We start from the raw sequence: 18,927 nt of genomic DNA on the forward strand, positions 1-18,927 counted from the left end.
CATCCAGGGTGAGCACGCATCGTCGACATGGGGCGCTTAGTAGCGGTCCAGATCGATATCGATGGCCAGAGAGCGAATTTCCTTGACCAGCACGTTGAAGGATTCCGGCATGCCGGCATCAATCTTGTGCTCGCCCTTGACGATGTTTTCGTACACCTTGGTCCGGCCGGTCACGTCATCCGACTTGACGGTCAGCATTTCCTGCAGCGTGTAGGCAGCACCGTAGGCTTCAAGTGCCCACACTTCCATTTCACCGAAACGCTGGCCGCCGAACTGCGCCTTACCGCCCAGCGGCTGCTGGGTAACCAGGGAGTACGGGCCGGTGGAACGGGCGTGCATCTTGTCATCGACCAAGTGGTGCAGCTTCAGCATGTGCTTGTAGCCGACGGTCACCTGACGCTCGAAGGGCTCGCCGGTGCGGCCGTCGAACAGGTTAACCTGACCGCTGGACGGCAGACCTGCCAACTCGAGCATCCCCTGGATCTCGCCTTCTTCGGCGCCGTCAAAGACCGGCGTCGCGAACGGCACGCCCTTGCGCAGGTTGTGCGCCAGCTCGAACACCTCGACTTCGGTGAAGTCGCTGATCTCTTCCGGCTTGCCACTATCGTTATAGATCTCTTCCAGGAAACCGCGAACCTCGGCGGCACTGGCCTTGGCGCGCAGCATGCTGTCGATCTTGTTGCCGAGGCCCTTGGCAGCCCAGCCGAGATGGGTTTCCAGCACCTGACCGATGTTCATCCGCGACGGAACGCCCAGCGGGTTCAGCACGATGTCCATCGGCGTGCCGTCTTCCATGTACGGCATGTCTTCAACCGGGACGATCTTGGAGACCACACCCTTGTTACCGTGACGGCCGGCCATCTTGTCGCCAGGCTGCAGACGGCGCTTCACGGCGAGGTAGACCTTGACCATCTTCTGCACGCCCGGCGGCAGTTCGTCGCCCTGGGTGAGCTTCTTCTTCTTGGCTTCGAAAGCCAGGTCGAAGTCCTTGCGGGTCTTCTCGAGGGCTTCGCGCACGGCTTCCATCTGGGCCGCGATGGCTTCATCGGCCATGCGGATGTCGAACCAGGTGTAGTGCTCGACGCCGTCCAGGTATTCCTTGGTGATCACGGCACCCTTGGCGAGACGCTTCGGACCGCCGTTGGCGGGCTGGCCGATGATCATCCGCTCGATACGTTCGAAAGCGTCACGCTCCACGATACGCATCTGGTCGGCCAGATCGGTCTTGAAGCCGCGCAGCATGTCGTCGATGATCGACTGGGCACGCTTGTCGCGCTCGATGCCTTCGCGGGTGAACACCTGCACGTCGATGACCACGCCGTTCATGCCGGACGGCACGCGCAGCGAGGTGTCCTTCACGTCGGAAGCCTTCTCGCCGAAGATCGCGCGCAGCAGCTTCTCTTCCGGCGTCAGCTGGGTTTCGCCCTTGGGCGTGACCTTGCCGACCAGCACGTCACCGGCTTCGACTTCGGCACCGATGTAAACGATGCCGGACTCGTCCAGACGGGACAGTTGGGCTTCGCCCAGCGACGCGATGTCGCGGGTGATTTCCTCAGGACCCAGCTTGGTGTCACGGGCGACGACGGTCAGTTCCTCGATGTGGATCGAGGTGAAGCGGTCGTCGGCAACCACGCGTTCGGAGATCAGGATCGAATCTTCGAAGTTGTAGCCGTTCCAGGTCATGTAGGCGATCAACATGTTCTGGCCGAGAGCCAGTTCGCCCATGTCGGTGGAAGCACCGTCGGCGATCACGTCACCGCGCGCAACCTTGTCGCCCACCTTCACCACCGGACGCTGGTTGATGTTGGTGTTCTGGTTGGAACGGGTGTACTTGATCAGGTTGTAGATGTCGACGCCGACTTCACCGGCAACGGTTTCATCGTCGTTCACACGGATCACGACGCGGTTGGCGTCCACGTAGTCTACGACACCACCGCGAAGAGCCTGCTCGGCAGTACCCGAGTCCACCGCCACGGTGCGCTCGATACCGGTACCGACGAATGGCTTCTCCGGACGCAGGCAGGGCACGGCCTGACGCTGCATGTTGGCGCCCATCAGTGCACGGTTCGCATCGTCGTGCTCCAGGAACGGAATCAGCGAGGCTGCCACGGACACGATCTGACCCGGCGCCACGTCCATGTACTGGATCTGGTCGGCGGTCACCAGCATCGATTCGCCGCGGATACGGCAGGACACCAGCTCGTCGATCAGCTTACCTTCAGCATCGATTTCCGCGTTCGCCTGGGCGATCACGTACTGGCCTTCCTCGATGGCGGACAGGTAGTCGATCTGGTCGGTGATCTTGCCGTCAGCCACCTTGCGGTACGGGGTTTCGAGGAAGCCGTACTGGTTGGTGCGGGCGAACAGTGCCAGCGAGTTGATCAGACCGATGTTCGGGCCTTCCGGCGTTTCGATAGGACACACGCGGCCGTAGTGGGTCGGGTGCACGTCTCGCACTTCAAAGCCGGCACGCTCGCGGGTCAGACCGCCCGGGCCAAGGGCCGACACGCGGCGCTTGTGGGTGATCTCGGCCAGCGGGTTGGTCTGGTCCATGAACTGGGACAGCTGGCTGGAACCGAAGAATTCCTTGATCGCAGCGCTGATCGGCTTGGCGTTGATCAGGTCGTGGGGCATCAGGTTGTCGCTCTCGGCCTGACCCAGACGCTCCTTCACCGCACGCTCGACACGCACCAGACCGGCGCGGAACTGGTTCTCGGCCAGTTCGCCGACGGAACGCACGCGACGGTTACCGAGGTGATCGATATCGTCGATCTCGCCACGGCCGTTACGCAGTTCGACCAGCACGCCGACGACCGCCAGGATGTCCTCGTTGGACAGGGTGCCCGGACCTTCGCCGTCCTTAGGGCCGACGGTTTCGTACAGGCGCTTCTGCCATTCCGGCGCCTTGTCGTCCAGCTTTTCCGGATAGGCGCGGCGATTGAACTTCATGCGACCGACGACCGACAGGTCGTAGCGCTCGGGCAGGTAGAACAGGCCCTGGAACAGCGCCTCGACGGCATCCTCCGTGGGCGGCTCACCCGGACGCATCATGCGGTAGATCGCGACACGGGCAGCCCACTGGTCGGCGGTTTCGTCCGTGCGCAGGGTCTGGGAGATGTGCGAACCGCGGTCCAGATCGTTCAGGTACAGCGTGTTGAAATCAGTGACACCGGCGTCCCGCAGCTTGTCGAGAACGTCTTCGGTGATCTCTTCGTTGGCACGCGCAACGAGTTCGCCATCCGGGCTGACGATATTGGTCGCCAGCACGCGGCCGAGCAGGAAGTCGTCCTGCACAGTCACCATGTCGATGCCGGCGGTCGCCAGCTCACGGATGTGCTTGGCGGTGATCCGCTTGTCCTTGGTCACGATGACCTTGCCGGACGCGTCCACAACGTCGAACTTGGCCATCTCGCCGCGCAGACGATCCGGAACCAGGCCGAACTGGGCGCCGTCATCCAGCAGCGAAAACTTCTCAAAATCGTGGAAGGTGGCCAGAATCTCTTCCGGCGTCATGCCGATCGCCTTCAGCAGGATGGTCACCGGCATCTTGCGGCGACGGTCCACGCGGAAATACAGGTAGTCCTTCGGATCGAACTCGAAGTCGAGCCAGGAGCCACGGTAGGGAATGATGCGGGCGGAGAACAGCAGCTTGCCCGAGGAGTGGGTCTTGCCGCGATCGTGCTCGAAGAAGACGCCCGGCGAACGGTGCAGCTGGGACACGATGACCCGCTCGGTACCGTTCACGACGAAGGAGCCGTTGTTGGTCATGAGCGGAATCTCGCCCATGTACACTTCCTGCTCCTTGACTTCCTTGATGGTCTCCTTGGCCGCTTCCTTGTCCAGAATGACCAGACGGACCCGTGCCCGCAGCGGCGATGCATACGTAAGGCCGCGTTGCTGACATTCCTTCACATCGAAGGCAGGCTCACCGAGATTGAATTGCACGAATTCCAGCCGAGCATTGCCGCTGTGGCTGGTAATCGGAAAAATGGAGTTGAAGGCAGCTTGAAGACCCTGGTTTGCCCGGGCTGCCGGCAGAGTTTCTGCTTGCAGGAAGGACGCGTAGGATTCAAGCTGAGTGGCCAGCAGATAAGGCACATTCTTTACAGCTGCGCGCTTGGCGAAGCTTTTACGAATACGCTTTTTCTCGGTGTAGGAGTACGCCATAGATGCTCCGGGTCTGAGAAGTCGGACGTCAGAAGACAAAAGACAGCATTTCGGACACTTGATTCAACGCATGTCGCGCTTTAATCTGCATCGAACGCTCTTTTTTGTCGTCTGGCTTGGACGGGTAAAACAGAAAATAGAAAGCGCAAAAGGGCCGATGCCAAAATGGCATCAGCCCCTTGCGGGAAATCAAAATTACTTGATTTCGACCTTCGCGCCAGCGTCTTCAAGCTGCTTCTTCAGAGCTTCGGCGTCAGCCTTGGCGATGCCTTCCTTCACGGGCTTCGGAGCGCCATCGACGAGGTCCTTGGCTTCCTTCAGGCCCAGGCCGGTAACGGCACGGACAACCTTAATCACTTCAACCTTCTTGTCGCCGGCGGCATTCAGCACGACGGTGAATTCGGTCTGCTCTTCAACAGCGGCAGCAGCACCGGCGGCGCCAGGAGCGGCGACGGCCATGGCAGCGGCGGACACGCCGAACTTCTCTTCGAACGCCTTGACCAGGTCGTTCAGTTCCATAACGGTCAGCGCGCCAACGGCTTCGAGGATGTCTTCTTTGGTGATTGCCATCTCAAAATACTCCAGATCTAATTTCGTACGTTTTGCCGGGGATCGAGCGATCAGGCCGCGGCTTCTTCTTCACGCTTCTTGGCGAGTGCGGCCAGCAGACCGGCAAAGCCGGACACCGGGGCCTGCATGACGCCCAGCAGCTTGGCGAGCAGTTCTTCGCGGCTCGGGATCGCGGCCAGGGCTTGCACGCCGGCCTTGTCGAGCACGTTGCCGGCATAAGAGCCAGCCTTCAGCACCAGCTTGTCGTTGGTCTTCGCGAAATCGGCGAGAACCTTGGCGGCAGCCACGGGGTCAGCGGAGATGCTATAGATCAGCGGGCCGGTCATTTGATCGGCCAGCGCAGCGAAGGACGTTTCAGCCACGGCACGACGGGCCAGGGTGTTCTTCAGCACGCGCAGGTAAACGCCGGCATCACGGGCCTTGGCGCGCAGGACGGTGAGATTGCCCACCTCGATGCCTGCGTACTCAGCCACGACGATGGTCTGGGCGTTCGCTACTTGTGCCGACACCTCGGCCACTACGGCCTTCTTGTCGTCGAGATTCAGACTCAAGGTCTTTCCTCCTATCAAGTCAACACGCGATGAAAACTTCATCGCACCTACGGCGACCTGGATCAGGAGCTTTACCTTTCGTTGGCACGAAAAGCGGAAAATCCTGTCTGGGGCACCGTCTACGCAGGTTTTCTATGATTAAGCCGTCCGGCCGGAACCGGACTGCACCTGCGGTCTTTGACGATCCGGCCGGCCACCCTGCGGTGATCAGCCGTCCCAAAGTTCTTATTGCTGCTGCGCGGCGGCAGTAGCAGGTTCCACGCGAACACCGGCGCCCATGGTGGACGACACGGCAACCTTGCGGAGATACACACCCTTGGAAGCGGCGGGCTTGGCCTTGACCAGCGCGTCGATGAGGGCGTTGATGTTCTGCTGCAGCGCTTCCACGGAGAAGGAAGCACGGCCCACGGTGGCGTGGATCAGACCGGCCTTGTCGGTACGGTACTGAACCTGACCGGCCTTGGCGTTCTTGACAGCGGTGGTCACGTCCATGGTCACGGTGCCGACCTTCGGGTTCGGCATCAGGCCACGGGGGCCGAGGATCTGGCCAAGGGCGCCGACGACGCGCATGGCGTCCGGCGTGGCGATGCACAGATCGAAATCGATCGTGCCGCCCTTCACCTGCTCGGCGAGGTCGTCGAAACCAACCACATCGGCGCCGGCCGCACGGGCGGCTTCAGCCTTGTCGCCCTGGGCGAACACGGCGACACGAACGGTCTTGCCGGTGCCGGCGGGCAGCACCACGGAGCCACGAACCAGTTGGTCGGACTTCTTGGCATCAACGCCGAGGTTCACCGCGATATCGACGGATTCGTCGAACTTGGCAGTGGCGTTTTCCTTGACCAGGGTCAGGGCTTCGGTCAGCGGGTAGGTCTTGTTACGATCGACCTTGGCACGCAGGGCCAGAACACGCTTGGACAACTTTGCCATGTTAGAGGCCCTCCACGGTGATGCCCATGCTGCGAGCGGAGCCAGCGATGGTACGGATAGCGGCTTCGACGTCAGCGGCGGTGAGATCCTTGACCTTGACCTTGGCGATTTCTTCACACTGGGCCTTGGTGATCGTGCCAACCTTGTCGGTATGGGGCTTCGGAGAGCCCTTCTGGATACCGGCGGCCTTCTTGATCAGGATCGTGGCCGGGGGAGACTTCATCACGAAGGTGAAGCTCTTGTCCGCGAAGGCGGTGATCACGACGGGGATCGGCAGACCGGGCTCGACACCTTGGGTCTGGGCGTTGAACGCCTTGCAGAACTCCATGATGTTGAGGCCGCGCTGACCGAGAGCGGGACCGATCGGGGGGCTGGGGTTGGCTTTGCCTGCAGGAACCTGCAGCTTGATGTAGCCAATAATCTTCTTTGCCATTCGGCAACTCCTTATTGAGTACTAGCGCGCGGAAAACCCACGCTCCTCTGCCCTTGCGGGCTCAAAACAGGGCGCCGTAGCGCCCTAGCGGAGTCAAGTCTTTTCGACCTGACTGAAATCCAGTTCGACCGGCGTCGCACGACCAAAGATGGTCACCGAGACGCGGATCTTGCTCTTTTCGTAATTGACCTCTTCGACGGAGCCGTTGAAATCGGTGAACGGGCCTTCCTTCACACGGACCATTTCACCCACTTCGAACAGCACCTTCGGACGCGGCTTATCAACGCCATCACGCATCTGCTGCATGATCTTCTCGACTTCCTTTTCGGAAATCGGGGTCGGCTTGTTGGCCGTGCCGCCGACGAAACCGGTGACTTTCGGCGTCGACTTGATCAAGTGCCAGCTGTCGTCGTTCATCTCCATTTCCACCAGCACATAGCCGGGGAAGAACTTGCGTTCGGAGATGCTCTTCTGACCATTCCGCATTTCTACGACTTCTTCGACGGGAACGAGAATCTGACCGAAGAAATCCTGCATGCCAGCGCGGGCAATACGCTCGACGAGCGCCCGCTGTACCGACTTTTCAAAGCCGGAATAGGCGTGTACCACGTACCAACGCTTGCTCATGATTTTTTCCAGCCCAGGATCAGGTCGTAAAGGGTCCATTCGAGGGTCTTGTCGGTCACCCACAGGAAGACCGCCATGATCACCACGAAAGCGAAGACGATACCGGTGGTCTGGAACGTTTCCTTGCGGGAAGGCCAGGCGACTTTCTTGGTTTCCGCTACGGTTTCGTTAGCGAAAACGGCAAAACGCTGCCCAGGCTCGGTCTTCCAAGCCACAGCAGCGCAAAGCGCGACGCCCGCGAGCACCGAAAGAACACGCAGAACCATTGCCTGCTCGGAGAGCAGATAGAAGCCCACAACGCCGGCCACCAGTAGAACCAGTGCCAGCGCAAACTTGATTTTGTCGGCCATTGAGACTTGCGCCTGAATTAACTATGGCAGGGGCAGAGGGAATCGAACCCCCAACCTTCGGTTTTGGAGACCGACGCTCTGCCAGTTGAGCTATACCCCTGCAGCAGAGACTACGAAGAACCCCGCGGGGAGCAGGGCACTTCGAGTACGACTATCGAGTTTTACTCGATAACCTTGGCAACGACACCAGCGCCGACGGTACGACCGCCTTCACGGATGGCGAAACGCAGACCTTCTTCCATGGCGATCGGAGCAATCAGCTTGACAGTCATGGAGATGTTGTCGCCCGGCATGACCATCTCGGTGCCTTCCGGCAGGGAGATCGAACCGGTCACGTCCGTAGTACGGAAGTAGAACTGCGGACGGTAGTTATTGAAGAACGGGGTGTGACGGCCGCCTTCTTCCTTCGACAGCACATACACTTCACCAGTGAAGTGGGTGTGCGGCTTGATGGAACCCGGCTTGCACAGCACTTGGCCGCGCTCGACGTCTTCACGCTTGGTGCCGCGCAGCAGCACGCCGACGTTGTCGCCAGCCTGACCCTGATCCAGCAGCTTGCGGAACATTTCCACGCCGGTGCAGATCGTCTTGACGGTCGGCTTGATACCAACGATCTCGATTTCTTCACCAACCTTGACGATGCCGCGCTCAACACGACCGGTCACCACAGTACCACGACCGGAGATGGAGAAGACGTCTTCGATCGGCAGCAGGAACGGCAGATCGATGGCACGTTCCGGAGTCGGGATGTAGGAATCCAGAGCATCGGCCAGACGGAAGATGGAGGGCTCGCCGATATCGGACTGATCGCCTTCCAGCGCCTTCAGGGCGGAACCCTTGACGATGGGCACGTCATCACCCGGGAAGTCGTACTTGGAGAGCAGCTCGCGCACTTCCATTTCGACCAGCTCGAGCAGCTCTTCGTCGTCAACCATGTCGCACTTGTTCAGATAGACGATGATGAACGGCACGCCAACCTGACGGGCCAGCAGAATGTGCTCACGGGTCTGCGGCATCGGGCCGTCAGCAGCGGAACACACCAGGATCGCGCCGTCCATCTGGGCTGCGCCGGTAATCATGTTCTTCACGTAGTCCGCGTGACCCGGACAGTCAACGTGAGCGTAGTGACGGGTCTCGGTTTCGTATTCGACGTGCGCGGTGTTGATGGTGATACCACGAGCCTTTTCTTCCGGCGCCGCATCGATCTGGTCGTAGGCCTTTGCCTCGCCGCCGAACTTGCGCGACAGAACGGTCGTGATTGCAGCCGTCAGCGTGGTCTTGCCATGGTCAACGTGACCAATCGTACCAACGTTCACGTGCGGCTTTTTCCGCTCGAACTTTTCCTTTGCCATGTCATCAACTCCGCAAAAAAATCAGAAAACCGGGTACTCACCCTGAGCTGCCGCACCAAATCGTGGTGCCCATGGGCAGGATTGAACTGCCGACCTCTCCCTTACCAAGGGAGTGCTCTGCCACTGAGCTACATGGGCCTCACACACTCAACCTGGAGCGGGTGAAGGGAATCGAACCCTCGTCATAAGCTTGGAAGGCTTCTGCTCTACCATTGAGCTACACCCGCATTACAACGTACGACTCACAATCACCACTCACAACACCGCAACCAGCGGGCGAAGCAAACAGCAAAAACAAAACCGTGGTGGAGGGGGAAGGATTCGAACCTTCGAAGGCAGTGCCGTCAGATTTACAGTCTGATCCCTTTGACCGCTCGGGAACCCCTCCAAACGAGACGCGCATTATAGGCAGGCATAAAAAGGCTGTCAAACACTATTTGTGTTTTTTGTGGAAAGCCCCCTGTTGTAGTGAAATGGGCCATCCAACAGGAAAGCTCTCTCGCCATGAATGATCAGGATGCACTCGTTACCGCCGTTCTCTCTAGCGGCGTAGTCCTGCCGAGCCCCGGCGCCGGCTTTCTGCGCCTGCAGGCAGCAGCGGCGGACGAAGATGCGGGGCCCCGCGAACTCGCCGCGGCGGTCGTCCACGACCCCGCGCTGACAGGCGCCCTGATGCGCGTGGCCAACTCTCCCGTGTTCCGGCCGCGCAACGCCCCCCGCTCAGCCCTGGAGGCGATCACCATGCTGGGCCGGACGCGCACCCTCGCCACCGCCGCCAGCACCACGATGCGCGGCCACTGCACCGGCCTGGATGCCACGGCCATCGAAGCCCTGTGGCAGGCGAGCGCCCGTGCCGCGGACCTCAGCTATCTCTTCTGTCGTAGCGACTCGGCACACCGGGCCTGGGGAGACACGACCTATCTCGCAGCCCTGATGCAGGACGCCGGCGTCGCCGTGCTGTTGCGCCGCACGCCCGAACACGCCCACCTGCTGCGCCACAGCGGCCCGGTGCTGGAGGCCGCCACCCGCGCGGTGGACGCAATGACAGGCTGCGACCACGCCGCAGCGGGATTCCTCGTCGCGCGTAACTGGAAGCTGCCCGACGTGGTCTGCGAGGCGATCCGCTGCCATCACGATCCGCATCTGGCCGCGCGGCTGGCCGACACTCCGCGCCGGATCACGCTAATGCTGGCGGTCGGCCGCCGCCTGCGCGACGGGCCGTCACCGGACTGGACAGACTGGGCAGAACCTGTGGAGAAAGAATTCGGCGTCGACGAGCTCGGCCTCGACAGCCTGTTTGCCGAATTCGCCGCCCGCGATTGAATCGCGGTTTACTGGCGGGAGGTTCCCGCCAGCAGGGCTCCGGCGGCAACAAAGATGCTGCCGAAGACCCGATTGGCGAGCAGCCCCCGCCGCGGGCTGGCCAGCACGCCACGGAAACGGCTCGCCAGCAACGCGTAACACGACATCACCGCGGTATCCAGACTGCACATAGTCAGCGCGATCACCGCGAACTGTGGCGGCTGCGGTGCCTGCGGATCGATGAACTGGGGCACCAGCGCGGCGATGAACACGATCGCCTTCGGATTGCCGAGATTGACCAGGATGCCCTGGCGGTAGAACCCGCGATTCACATCAGCCCCCGCCTCGCCGATGGCCAGGGGCTCACGCCAACGCTGGATCCCCAGCCACACCAGGTACGCCGCGCCGGCCAGCTTGATGACCAGGAAGGCCAGCTCGGACGCCGCCAGCACCGCCCCCAGGCCAAGCCCCACTAGCGCCAGTTGCAGCAACAGCGCCGTCTGCAGGCCCAGAATCGCCTTCAGCGCATGGCGATAACCCAGGCGGATCCCGACGCTCATGCTCAGCACGGCCCCCGGCCCCGGAGACAGCGCCACCACCAGCGTCGTCAGGAAGAAACCCAGCCACAGATGCAAAGCCATATCACTATCCACTCAACCTGCGTCATCACCGAGACGGAAGCGCACCGGCACCACCACGGTATCCTCGATCGGCTCCCCGCCACGCTTGGCCGGCACGAACTTCCAGTGCCACACCGCCGTCGTGGCCGCCTCGTCGAGGCTTTCATGCCCCGAACTCTCGCGCACCCTGACCGCCGTCGGGATGCCATCAACGGACACCCGCACATCGAGGCGCACGATACCTTCCAGGCCACGGCGCCGGGCCATCATCGGATACGCGGGCTTCGGATTATGCAGGTAGCCGGCACCGAAGCCCGGCGGTGAATACGCCGGCGCCGACGCGGCGCCCACGTTCCCTGCCGCGGAACTGGTCGTACTGGGCGTCGGCGTGCCGCCCTGGACAGCCGCCACAGGCGACGCAGTGGATGCCCCACTGATCACCGGCGCGGCGGGCCGCTCGGCCGGCGTCTCGCTCACCAGTCGGGGCGGCGCCGACACCACCGGCACCGGCGCGGGTACCGGCGAATGACGGATTTCCGGCCTGGGTGGCTCATGTCTTGGCTGCTGCGGCAATGACTCCTGACGGGGTGGAAGCTTCGGCTTCTCGGGAAGCACTTCTTCCTGCACCAGACGCGCCTCGAGCACCCGCGGAGGCGTCGTGACGCCGGCCGGCGCCAGCCCACCAAGCCCCAGCGCCGCTCCGTGCAGTGCCAGCGACGCCGCCAGCGCAACCAGCACACCGCGATCCGTCAGCACGGCGTACGGCGCACAAAAACGTGCGGAAGGCCTGGTCCGGCAACCCGGGCGAGGATGGCGACGGCGGAGGATGTGTCGGTCTTCAAGAGGTACTCGTCGTAGTCAGTCGGTACAGCCGGCCCTGCATGATCGGCATCCGGCGGCAGTGCGTAATCTGCCGCTCCGGCCGCCGGGCGGCCTTAAGATCGATCAAGGGCGAAGGGACGGATGCTACCGAATTGTCCACCGTTGGTGGACCTGTCCCGCCGCCACGGCCCCCTTCAGGCCACCGTCCGGGACGCCACAACCTGCCCGCGGGCCAGCCGCAGACCCAGCACGAAGCTGACGAAGACCACCCCGACCACCAGGCCGCCCAGCGCCAGCTCCCTGCCCTCGCCCCAGGCTTCCAGCTCGGGCGACACCATCCGCGCCAGCCCATAGGCCGCCACGAGCAGGCTCATGCCGGCCACCGCCAGCGCCATCACCCGCGACGCCACCCGTGCCGTACCGTCGGCGCGGGCGATCAGGCGGGCGATCCACCAGCCATTGACACCGTCGGCGATCAGCATGCCGAGCATGAAGACCAGCCCCAGCCCGGCCGCCGGCAGCCAGCCGCCAGCCTGCACACCGGCCATCGCGAACAGCGCCGCCTGACTCACCGTATCGAAGGACAACGCGAACAACGCGCCCACCAGCGCCACCCCGCCCGGATGGGCCGCCTGCCCGAGACGCCCCAGCCAGCGTCCTTTCAGGCCCACCGGATGCACCATTTCGTGCGCTTCGGCAGCGAAGACCGCACGCAAATTGAGCACGCCGAGGAGGATCAGGAAGGCGATCGATATCCACGCCCCCGACAGCTCCAGCCATGCCGGCGCCGACCACGCCCCGGACAGCATGCTCACCGCCAGCGCAATGGCCACCACCACGGCACCATGGCCGAGGGAGAACAAGGTCCCGCAATAGCGCGCCCAGCCCGGGTTGGTGCGGGCATTGAAGCGTGTCAGCCCGTCGATGGTGGCGAGGTGGTCGGCGTCGAAACCATGCTTGAGGCCGAGGACGAAGACCAGCAGGACGAGGGCGAGATGATCGGAAGGCAAGGCGGGCATGAGGCGATTGCAGACGATCCGTATGAAGAAACTATCTTAGTTCATACAACATCCGTGCCACAGCTCCGGGCCGCGTCGCCGCAAGCTCCGCCCTCCTGATGACGGCAAGCCGCCTGCCGGCGGCACGCCCACACAGCAAACCGACTTTCCAGCCGGCTCAGGACTTCCCCACCGCGGCCGCAGACCCCACCCACGGCAGACGCAGCACGAACTCCGCACCACCGTCGGGATGGTTGCCGGCACTCAGCGCACCGCCATGGCGCTCGACGATGCCATAGCTGATCGACAGGCCCAGGCCGGTTCCGCTGCCCACCGGCTTGGTGGTGAAGAAGGGATCGAAGATATGCGGCAGATGGCGGGCGTCGATGCCGGGGCCGTTGTCGTGGAAGCGCACCACCACCGCCCCGTCCTCGATCGCCCCGTCGATCTGCAGGCGCGCCGTATCCTGGCCGGCAGTGGCGTCGCCGGCGTTCTGCACCAGGTTCATCACCACCTGCTGCATCTGCCCCGACGAACCGACCACCGGCAATTCGGCCGGCAGGCGGACATCCACCGCAAAGCGCTCCGGCGCCGCCTTGCACACCCAGTTTACCGAGCGGCCGATCACCGCCACCAGGTCGAAGCGGCTACTTTCCTCCCGGTCCAGCGCGGAAAAGCGCTTCAGGCCATCGACGATGTCGCGGGTCCGCTCGGCCCCTTCGATGGTGCCTTCGATCAGCGGATCCAGGTCACCGAGGATGCGGTCGATGCGCAGCCGCTGGCGCAGCTCGCCCAGGACCTCCGGCTGCTCGCAGGCATGCACCGCCGCCAGGTATTCCGCCAGGCGCCCCGCGTAGCGCTTGAGTGCATGGGTGTTGCCGAGGATGAAGCTGATCGGGTTGTTGAGTTCATGGGCGACACCGGCCACCAGGCGGCCGAGGGACGCCATCTTCTCCGAGTGCAGCAGCTGCTGCTGGGTCCGCTTGAGGTCGTCGTGGGCCTGGCGCAGTGCCGAATAGGCCTTGCGCAGCTCCCCCACCGGCCGCCCGGTGATCACCATCCCCAGCGACTTGCCCACCGAGGAATAGCGCGGCGTGCAGTTGACGGACACCGGCACCGCGCTGCCGTCAGCAGCCCGCAGGGCCAGCTCGCAATCATGGATGGGCGCATCGCCGCGCAGCGCGAACCAGCCGTGCGCCACCTCAACGGCCGCCGGATCGGCCAGCAGTTCGAAGAAGGGCGTGCCGCGCAGCGTATCCGCACCCCGCCCGGTGAAGGCCTCCAGGGAACGGTTCACCTCCTCGATGCGCCCGCGCCGGTCGCACACCACCAGGATGTCGGAGATCGAGGTCAGCACCGACAGGATGAAGCCTTGGCTCTCCTCCAGCTTGGCATTCTTCTCCTCGAGGGCGACCTCGTACTGCAGCAGGTCGGAATAGACCTCGTCCATCTTCTGGATCACGTCGATCCAGGCGCCCTCCCCCACGCCTTCCGGCGCCGCGGCCAGCAAGGCGGAGGAATCGGGCAGGCGACGCTCACCGTCCGCCATGCTCAGCTCCGCGGCCGGTAATGGCCATGGGGATGGGTATGCCCATCGGCATGCGGATGGCTGTGGCCGTGGGTATGGCTCTGCGCACCGAATTCCGCCGTCACCAGGTTCAGCGCGCCGTGGCGGATGCCCGGCTTGGCGATCAGCGCATCGGCAAAGGCCCGCACTTCAGCCGTCGGCCCACGCAGGATGACACTTTCCATGCAGTTGTCGTGATCCAGGTGCGCATGCAGCGTCGCCACGCAGAGGTCGTGGTGCTCGTGCTGATCGTGGGTGATGCGCTCCGCCAGCTCGCGCTCGTGGTGGTTATAAACGTAGGACAGGTTGGCGATGCAGTGCCCCGCCTCTTCCCGCGCCAGCCGGTTGCTTTCCAGCTGGGCGCGCAGGATGTCGCGCACCGCCTCGGAACGGTTCGAGTAACCACGGGCGGCGATCAGCGCATCGAACTCGCGGGCCAGGTCTTCGTCGAGGGAGATGGTGAAACGTTCCACGGGGCGCTCCAGGCAAGGTCAGGCAAAGCATTCTGCCTCTCGCCCCGGCGCACCGCAATCGACGCCCCATGCGCTTCGCTGCACTGCGATAATCGAATGACAGACCTATCGCCCCCGAGGACATCCCATGGCCCGCATCCAGATCGAACTGCCCGAGCAGTTCCTCTTCTCGACCGACATCCCGATCTACATCACCCACATCAACAAGGCCCAGCACCTGGACAACGCCGCCCTCATCGGGCTGCTGTCGGAGGCGCGGGTGCGCTTCTTCCGCTCCTTCGGCTACGACGAGTTGGACGTGGAAGGGGTCGGGATCGTGGTCGCCGATGCCGCACTGCAATACAAGTCAGAAGCCTTCCACGGCGAGACCCTGGCGTTCTCGATGGCGCCCGCCGATTTCAACAAGTACGGCTTCGACCTGATGTGGACGGTCGCCGACAAGGCCAGCGGCCGCGAAGTGGCACGCGGCAAGATGGGCATCCTGTTCTTCGATTACACCGCCAAGCGCGCCGCCCTCATCCCGCCCGCCTTCAGGGCCAAGATCGGCGCCCCGGAAATCGCCTGAGCCCGCAGCGCTCAGACGTTCACATCCACCTGCTGCATCGTCCCCACGTGGCCGTCCTCGGCCACGTAGACACCGGTGCTGCGCACGGCGCCCAGCGCAGCGCCTTCCTTCAGCGTGAACGGGGTCGCCGTGCGGCCCAGGTACAGCGCGCCGACACCGGCATCGCGCAGGGAGCGCACGCTGCCGCCACCGCTGGCGTCGGGCGTCCACACGCCGAGGCGGTCGAACACCGCGTCGGCCTCGTCGATCCAGCCGCTGGCATCGCCGTCGTACTTGGCCAGGTCGGCAAAGCCGTCACCACTGGCCGGCCCGAAAAGCTGCTTACCCGAAGTCACCTTACCGCCGCCCACCGCATCGAGCACCAGGAAGCCGCTGCCCTGGCCGAGCAGCGGCATGTCCACCTGCTGGCCGTCGCCCATCAGATCAAAACTGAAGCGCTGGCTGCTGAGGCTGGCCGCCTCACCGGAAAAATTGATTACCAGCGGATCCTTGCTCACCGCATTGCCGGCCCGCAGGCTCACGCTGCTGGTCGTCGTCTCGCTGCGCGCCATCGACAGCGCAACGCTGAAATCGATGCGCTTGCCGTCGGCGGTCTGGATCGTGCCGCTCGCCTCGAAATGGGTTTCCTCCGACTCGGTACGGGTTTCCGTGCGGTCGTAGGCAATGCCGAACTGCGCGGCCTGTACCGTGCCCCCCGCCTGCTGCGCGGTGCTCAGCGAATCGACCGACATCAGGCGGATTCGCTGGCCGGTCAGTTGCTCGATGATGGTCTTGAGCAACGCCAGCTTGGGATCGTTCTTGGTCCCGTCGTCGTCACCCGACTTGGCAACCGTGGCAGAAGCCTGGGCCTGTTCCTGGCGGAGGGCCTGGCGGGCCGCCTGGGACACCACCACGCTGCGCGCGATGCGGCTCTGACCGGCGGCGCCATCCGGCCGACGCCCGCCCCACGCCGACAGGCGCTCGTCCACCGCCAGCGTGGCCTGGCTGCGATGGCTGGCTTGCATATCCATGCTGGATGCGGCGATTTTCATGGCAAACCTCGGTACAGACGTGAAGATGCCCTGCTCTACGGCGCCTCGCCCGGCAACTTTACCGCCACATGAGGGGCCGACAGGCTTTCATGGCTCCCGGCCAGCGGTGGTAATCTGCGCTTACAGAGTCCTGTCGAAGCGCTTACGAAGGGGCTCTAAGATAAAAAGCAGGAACCTTCGCCCTTGCCCTGACCCGGCCCACTCCGGGAGCCCATCATGCCCGTCGTCCGTCTGCTCCGCCCCCTTGCCTTCGCGGCCGTTCTTTTGCCTGCCGCCGCCCAGGCCCAGACCGTGTTGATCGCGGAACCTGTCCAGCTGTTCGCGGGCCCGGCGCCCGATTACCCCATCCTGATGACGCTGGCACCGGGCATGGAAGCCCGCCTGTTCGGCTGCCTGTCGGACTACCAGTGGTGCGACGTGCAGCTGTCCTTCGGGGCCCGCGGCTGGGTCTACGCCGGCAGCCTGTACTACCCCTGGGGAGGCAGCAGCGTACCGATCCTGCAGTACGGACCGACGCTCGGCATCCCGCTGATCAGCTTCTTCATCGGCGACTACTGGGGAGCACATTACCGTCGCCAGCCCTGGTACGGCGACCGCGACCGCTGGCGTGACCGGCCGCCCCCGGCTGCACCCATCATGCATCCGCAGCGGGCCATGCCGCCGCCGGGCGGCTGGAGCCAGCCCTACCCGGCGCCACGCTTCGACCGCGATCGGGAGCACGAGAGGGGACAGGAGAGGGGCTGGGAACGCGAACAAGGGCGCCGGGAGGCCGAGCGTGAGCGCGAACGTGACGGCGACAGGGAACGGGAACGCAACCGGCCGCCGCGCCAGGAGGTCATGCCCCAGCAACAGCAGCAGCCTCCGCGCAACGCCATGCCGGCCCAGAATCCCGGCTGGCACGGCGGCAGCATGCCGAACACCCCGCCCCGCCAGGAACAACACGCCGCACCACGCCAGGAGCCGCCGCGGGCCTTCACACCGCCGCCTGCCCGCCCCGAGCCGCAGCACGAAGCACAACCGCCACGCCAAGAACGCGGCACCGGCCACGACCGTGGCCCGCAGCATCAGGAAGGGCAGCGGGAAGAGCGCCAGGGGAACCGCTGATACGCCCCTCCGCCCTATTGCTCAGTGGACGGTGCAGACCATGCAGGGATCGAAACTGCGCACCACGTGCTGCACCAGCAGGGGCTGGTCTTCCGGCAGGCCGACCAGGGCCTGCTCCAGAGCGCCGGGAATATCCGCGGCGTCCCGCGGCGAGAAGTTCCAGGTCGTCGGCGCGATGATCTGATAACGGCTGATGTGCCCGCCGCGCAGGGTGACCCAGTGCCCCAATGCTCCGCGGGCCGCCTCCACCAGGCCGACGCCGCGCCCGTCGCCGGGCAACGCCACCTGGGCGCAGAACGGGCTGTCGTCCACGTCGCGCAGCCAGTTCTCCATCGCCGGCACAACGATTGCCAGCTCCAGCAGACGCGCAACGACCCGGCTGAACACATTGCCGCCGCCCTGGGCCACCAGTTCGCGGATCAGCGGATGGCCGGCGACGACCTGGCGGGCCAGCGCGCCGCACTCCACCACCTGCTGCTGCCAGCGCGGCGCCTTGCACCACGTGTAGGCGCCCGGCTTGTCCTCCACCGGCCGCGTTTCGCCTTCTGACGGATGGCGCGGCGGCTCGTCCTCCAGCCAGGCATGGCTGACATCCTCCAGCACGTCGCCGGGCAGGAAGGGCTGCAGCGCCCCCGCCGGCAAGTCGAGCACGCCGCGCGGAAACAGCCAGCCGCCGCCGGCTTTCGGATAGGCGCCATGGCTCAGGAAGCGGTCCGTGCCGCGGCCGTAGCGCGCCAACTGCAGATCCTCGGCGATCTCCAGGAACAGGCGGAAATCGCTGACCTCCGCCGGCCGGCTGTCCATCCAGCGATGCAGTGCGACCTGGGAATCGAGGGCCGCGATGGCCTCCAGCTTGTCGCCGAACAGCTGCCGCTCCAGCCAGCCGCGAAACTCCCGCAGCGCAGCAAAAACCCGCAGGCGCTCGGCCGCCTGGGGTGCCCGCGCCACGCCGCCCGGCTGCAGCGTCAGCGAATGGGGCCACTTGCCGGCGAGCAGGCCCATGATCTGCAGGAAGCCCGCCCGTGCCGGCAGTGCGTCGCGCGTCGCCGTTCCGTTGACCGCCTTGAAGCGCGCCTCGGCGGCCGGGAACCAGGCCCGCGCCCGGTAGGCCTCGCGGGCGAAATCCGGCATGAAGAACAGGTAGAAATGGGTGAAATGGTCGGCCAGGTTCTCGGCGGCGAGGATCAGGTTGCCCATCCGGCGGCCATTGGGCGTCGGCTGCACGCCGGCCAGGTCGGCCAGCGCAGCAGCGGCAGCGGCCGACTGGGACACCGAACAGATGCCGCAGATGCGCGGCACGATCACCAGCGCATCCAGCGCCTCGCGGCCGACCAGGATCTGCTCGAAGCCGCGGAACAGCGGCGAATTGACGTAGGCCGCGGCCACCCGCCCGTTCTCCATCTCCAGGCTGACCTCCAGGTCGCCCTCCACGCGGTTGAAGGGGCCTACCGTTACACGCGTCATC

The 18,927-nt window shown here is 64.3% G+C and carries 18 protein-coding genes and 4 tRNA genes; 3 read left to right on the forward strand and 19 right to left on the reverse strand.

The window, feature by feature from the left end; translation table 11 throughout:
• Window positions 1-36: 36 nt before the first annotated feature.
• The 12 genes from rpoB to AC3QL2_RS06320 form a co-directional block, all read right to left on the reverse strand.
• Window positions 37-4,167, reverse strand: coding sequence for a DNA-directed RNA polymerase subunit beta (rpoB, locus tag AC3QL2_RS06265; RefSeq protein WP_493231770.1), 4,131 nt, complete (start codon window positions 4,165-4,167; stop codon window positions 37-39).
• Between the two features lie 195 nt (window positions 4,168-4,362).
• On the reverse strand, window positions 4,363-4,737 hold the full coding sequence (gene rplL, locus AC3QL2_RS06270) for a 50S ribosomal protein L7/L12 (RefSeq protein ID WP_481119514.1): 375 nt from the start codon (window positions 4,735-4,737) through the stop codon (window positions 4,363-4,365).
• A gap of 50 nt (window positions 4,738-4,787) precedes the next feature.
• Window positions 4,788-5,288 carry a 50S ribosomal protein L10 gene (gene rplJ, locus AC3QL2_RS06275; protein ID WP_493231768.1) on the reverse strand — a complete coding sequence of 167 codons (501 nt, stop codon included), beginning with the start codon at window positions 5,286-5,288 and terminating at the stop codon, window positions 4,788-4,790.
• 225 nt (window positions 5,289-5,513) lie between these two features.
• Complete coding sequence (gene rplA / locus AC3QL2_RS06280) at window positions 5,514-6,218, reverse strand: 50S ribosomal protein L1 (protein WP_493231767.1); 705 nt, start codon at window positions 6,216-6,218, stop codon at window positions 5,514-5,516.
• A gap of 1 nt (window position 6,219) precedes the next feature.
• Window positions 6,220-6,651 (reverse strand): 50S ribosomal protein L11, encoded by a 432-nt coding sequence (gene rplK / locus AC3QL2_RS06285; RefSeq protein WP_169148540.1) that lies wholly within the window; start codon window positions 6,649-6,651, stop codon window positions 6,220-6,222.
• A 93-nt stretch (window positions 6,652-6,744) separates the two neighbouring features.
• Window positions 6,745-7,278, reverse strand: a complete 534-nt coding sequence (gene nusG, locus AC3QL2_RS06290; RefSeq protein ID WP_481117508.1) for a transcription termination/antitermination protein NusG — start codon at window positions 7,276-7,278, stop codon at window positions 6,745-6,747.
• Window positions 7,275-7,628 (reverse strand): preprotein translocase subunit SecE, encoded by a 354-nt coding sequence (secE, locus tag AC3QL2_RS06295; RefSeq protein ID WP_079432637.1) that lies wholly within the window; start codon window positions 7,626-7,628, stop codon window positions 7,275-7,277. The genes nusG and secE overlap by 4 nt, the downstream gene beginning before the upstream one ends.
• A 24-nt stretch (window positions 7,629-7,652) precedes the next feature.
• Window positions 7,653-7,728: transfer RNA gene (locus AC3QL2_RS06300), tRNA-Trp, on the reverse strand.
• A 61-nt stretch (window positions 7,729-7,789) separates the two neighbouring features.
• Complete coding sequence (tuf, locus tag AC3QL2_RS06305) at window positions 7,790-8,980, reverse strand: elongation factor Tu (protein ID WP_493231764.1); 1,191 nt, start codon at window positions 8,978-8,980, stop codon at window positions 7,790-7,792.
• Window positions 8,981-9,043: 63 nt separating this feature from the next.
• Window positions 9,044-9,118: transfer RNA gene (locus tag AC3QL2_RS06310), tRNA-Thr, on the reverse strand.
• Window positions 9,119-9,133: 15 nt separating this feature from the next.
• Window positions 9,134-9,207: transfer RNA gene (locus tag AC3QL2_RS06315), tRNA-Gly, on the reverse strand.
• Between the two features lie 76 nt (window positions 9,208-9,283).
• Window positions 9,284-9,368: transfer RNA gene (locus tag AC3QL2_RS06320), tRNA-Tyr, on the reverse strand.
• 116 nt (window positions 9,369-9,484) lie between these two features.
• Between AC3QL2_RS06320 and AC3QL2_RS06325 the strand changes: the two genes are divergently transcribed.
• Window positions 9,485-10,303: an HDOD domain-containing protein gene (locus AC3QL2_RS06325; protein WP_493231762.1), complete on the forward strand. Its 819-nt coding sequence runs from the start codon at window positions 9,485-9,487 to the stop codon at window positions 10,301-10,303.
• Window positions 10,304-10,311: 8 nt separating this feature from the next.
• On the opposite strand, the gene rhtB is transcribed toward AC3QL2_RS06325, so the two are convergent.
• The 5 genes from rhtB to nikR all read right to left on the reverse strand — a co-directional run bounded on the left by rhtB (window position 10,312) and on the right by nikR (window position 14,762).
• On the reverse strand, window positions 10,312-10,923 hold the full coding sequence (rhtB, locus tag AC3QL2_RS06330) for a homoserine/homoserine lactone efflux protein (protein WP_493231761.1): 612 nt from the start codon (window positions 10,921-10,923) through the stop codon (window positions 10,312-10,314).
• 12 nt (window positions 10,924-10,935) lie between these two features.
• Window positions 10,936-11,658, reverse strand: a complete 723-nt coding sequence (locus AC3QL2_RS06335) for an energy transducer TonB (protein WP_493231759.1) — start codon at window positions 11,656-11,658, stop codon at window positions 10,936-10,938.
• Between the two features lie 260 nt (window positions 11,659-11,918).
• Window positions 11,919-12,743 carry a HoxN/HupN/NixA family nickel/cobalt transporter gene (locus AC3QL2_RS06340; protein WP_493231758.1) on the reverse strand — a complete coding sequence of 275 codons (825 nt, stop codon included), beginning with the start codon at window positions 12,741-12,743 and terminating at the stop codon, window positions 11,919-11,921.
• A 157-nt stretch (window positions 12,744-12,900) separates the two neighbouring features.
• On the reverse strand, window positions 12,901-14,271 hold the full coding sequence (locus AC3QL2_RS06345; protein WP_493231756.1) for a sensor histidine kinase: 1,371 nt from the start codon (window positions 14,269-14,271) through the stop codon (window positions 12,901-12,903).
• A 2-nt stretch (window positions 14,272-14,273) separates the two neighbouring features.
• A complete protein-coding gene (gene nikR / locus AC3QL2_RS06350; RefSeq protein ID WP_493231755.1) occupies window positions 14,274-14,762 on the reverse strand; it encodes a nickel-responsive transcriptional regulator NikR in 489 nt (162 codons plus the stop codon).
• A 127-nt stretch (window positions 14,763-14,889) separates the two neighbouring features.
• Here nikR and AC3QL2_RS06355 point away from each other — a divergent pair, with 127 nt between their 5' ends.
• On the forward strand, window positions 14,890-15,327 hold the full coding sequence (locus tag AC3QL2_RS06355) for an acyl-CoA thioesterase (protein ID WP_493231754.1): 438 nt from the start codon (window positions 14,890-14,892) through the stop codon (window positions 15,325-15,327).
• Window positions 15,328-15,338: 11 nt separating this feature from the next.
• On the opposite strand, the gene AC3QL2_RS06360 is transcribed toward AC3QL2_RS06355, so the two are convergent.
• The gene (locus tag AC3QL2_RS06360) at window positions 15,339-16,358 is read right to left on the reverse strand and encodes an SPM autocatalytic domain-containing protein (RefSeq protein ID WP_493231752.1); all 1,020 of its coding nucleotides are present in this window, start codon (window positions 16,356-16,358) and stop codon (window positions 15,339-15,341) included.
• A 216-nt stretch (window positions 16,359-16,574) separates the two neighbouring features.
• Here AC3QL2_RS06360 and AC3QL2_RS06365 point away from each other — a divergent pair, with 216 nt between their 5' ends.
• A complete protein-coding gene (locus tag AC3QL2_RS06365) occupies window positions 16,575-17,462 on the forward strand; it encodes an SH3 domain-containing protein (RefSeq protein WP_493231751.1) in 888 nt (295 codons plus the stop codon).
• Window positions 17,463-17,483: 21 nt separating this feature from the next.
• On the opposite strand, the gene AC3QL2_RS06370 is transcribed toward AC3QL2_RS06365, so the two are convergent.
• A complete protein-coding gene (locus AC3QL2_RS06370) occupies window positions 17,484-18,926 on the reverse strand; it encodes a nickel-dependent hydrogenase large subunit (protein ID WP_493231749.1) in 1,443 nt (480 codons plus the stop codon).
• Window position 18,927: the final 1 nt, after the last annotated feature.

It is taken from the genome of Zoogloea sp. GW822-FHT05C07, assembly GCF_058800215.1.

What these genes read in the sequence shown, in the direction of transcription:
- AC3QL2_RS06365 (WP_493231751.1), top strand. Translation starts at nt 16,575, where the DNA reads ATGCCCGTCGTCCGTCTGCTCCGCCCCCTTGCCTTCGCGGCCGTTCTT.
- AC3QL2_RS06360 (WP_493231752.1), bottom strand. Translation starts at nt 16,358, where the DNA reads ATGAAAATCGCCGCATCCAGCATGGATATGCAAGCCAGCCATCGCAGC.
- rplK (WP_169148540.1), bottom strand. Translation starts at nt 6,651, where the DNA reads ATGGCAAAGAAGATTATTGGCTACATCAAGCTGCAGGTTCCTGCAGGC.
- AC3QL2_RS06340 (WP_493231758.1), bottom strand. Translation starts at nt 12,743, where the DNA reads ATGCCCGCCTTGCCTTCCGATCATCTCGCCCTCGTCCTGCTGGTCTTC.
- rplA (WP_493231767.1), bottom strand. Translation starts at nt 6,218, where the DNA reads ATGGCAAAGTTGTCCAAGCGTGTTCTGGCCCTGCGTGCCAAGGTCGAT.
- rhtB (WP_493231761.1), bottom strand. Translation starts at nt 10,923, where the DNA reads ATGGCTTTGCATCTGTGGCTGGGTTTCTTCCTGACGACGCTGGTGGTG.
- AC3QL2_RS06370 (WP_493231749.1), bottom strand. Translation starts at nt 18,926, where the DNA reads ATGACGCGTGTAACGGTAGGCCCCTTCAACCGCGTGGAGGGCGACCTG.
- secE (WP_079432637.1), bottom strand. Translation starts at nt 7,628, where the DNA reads ATGGCCGACAAAATCAAGTTTGCGCTGGCACTGGTTCTACTGGTGGCC.
- rplL (WP_481119514.1), bottom strand. Translation starts at nt 4,737, where the DNA reads ATGGCAATCACCAAAGAAGACATCCTCGAAGCCGTTGGCGCGCTGACC.
- AC3QL2_RS06325 (WP_493231762.1), top strand. Translation starts at nt 9,485, where the DNA reads ATGAATGATCAGGATGCACTCGTTACCGCCGTTCTCTCTAGCGGCGTA.
- tuf (WP_493231764.1), bottom strand. Translation starts at nt 8,980, where the DNA reads ATGGCAAAGGAAAAGTTCGAGCGGAAAAAGCCGCACGTGAACGTTGGT.
- rpoB (WP_493231770.1), bottom strand. Translation starts at nt 4,167, where the DNA reads ATGGCGTACTCCTACACCGAGAAAAAGCGTATTCGTAAAAGCTTCGCC.
- AC3QL2_RS06345 (WP_493231756.1), bottom strand. Translation starts at nt 14,271, where the DNA reads ATGGCGGACGGTGAGCGTCGCCTGCCCGATTCCTCCGCCTTGCTGGCC.
- AC3QL2_RS06355 (WP_493231754.1), top strand. Translation starts at nt 14,890, where the DNA reads ATGGCCCGCATCCAGATCGAACTGCCCGAGCAGTTCCTCTTCTCGACC.
- nusG (WP_481117508.1), bottom strand. Translation starts at nt 7,278, where the DNA reads ATGAGCAAGCGTTGGTACGTGGTACACGCCTATTCCGGCTTTGAAAAG.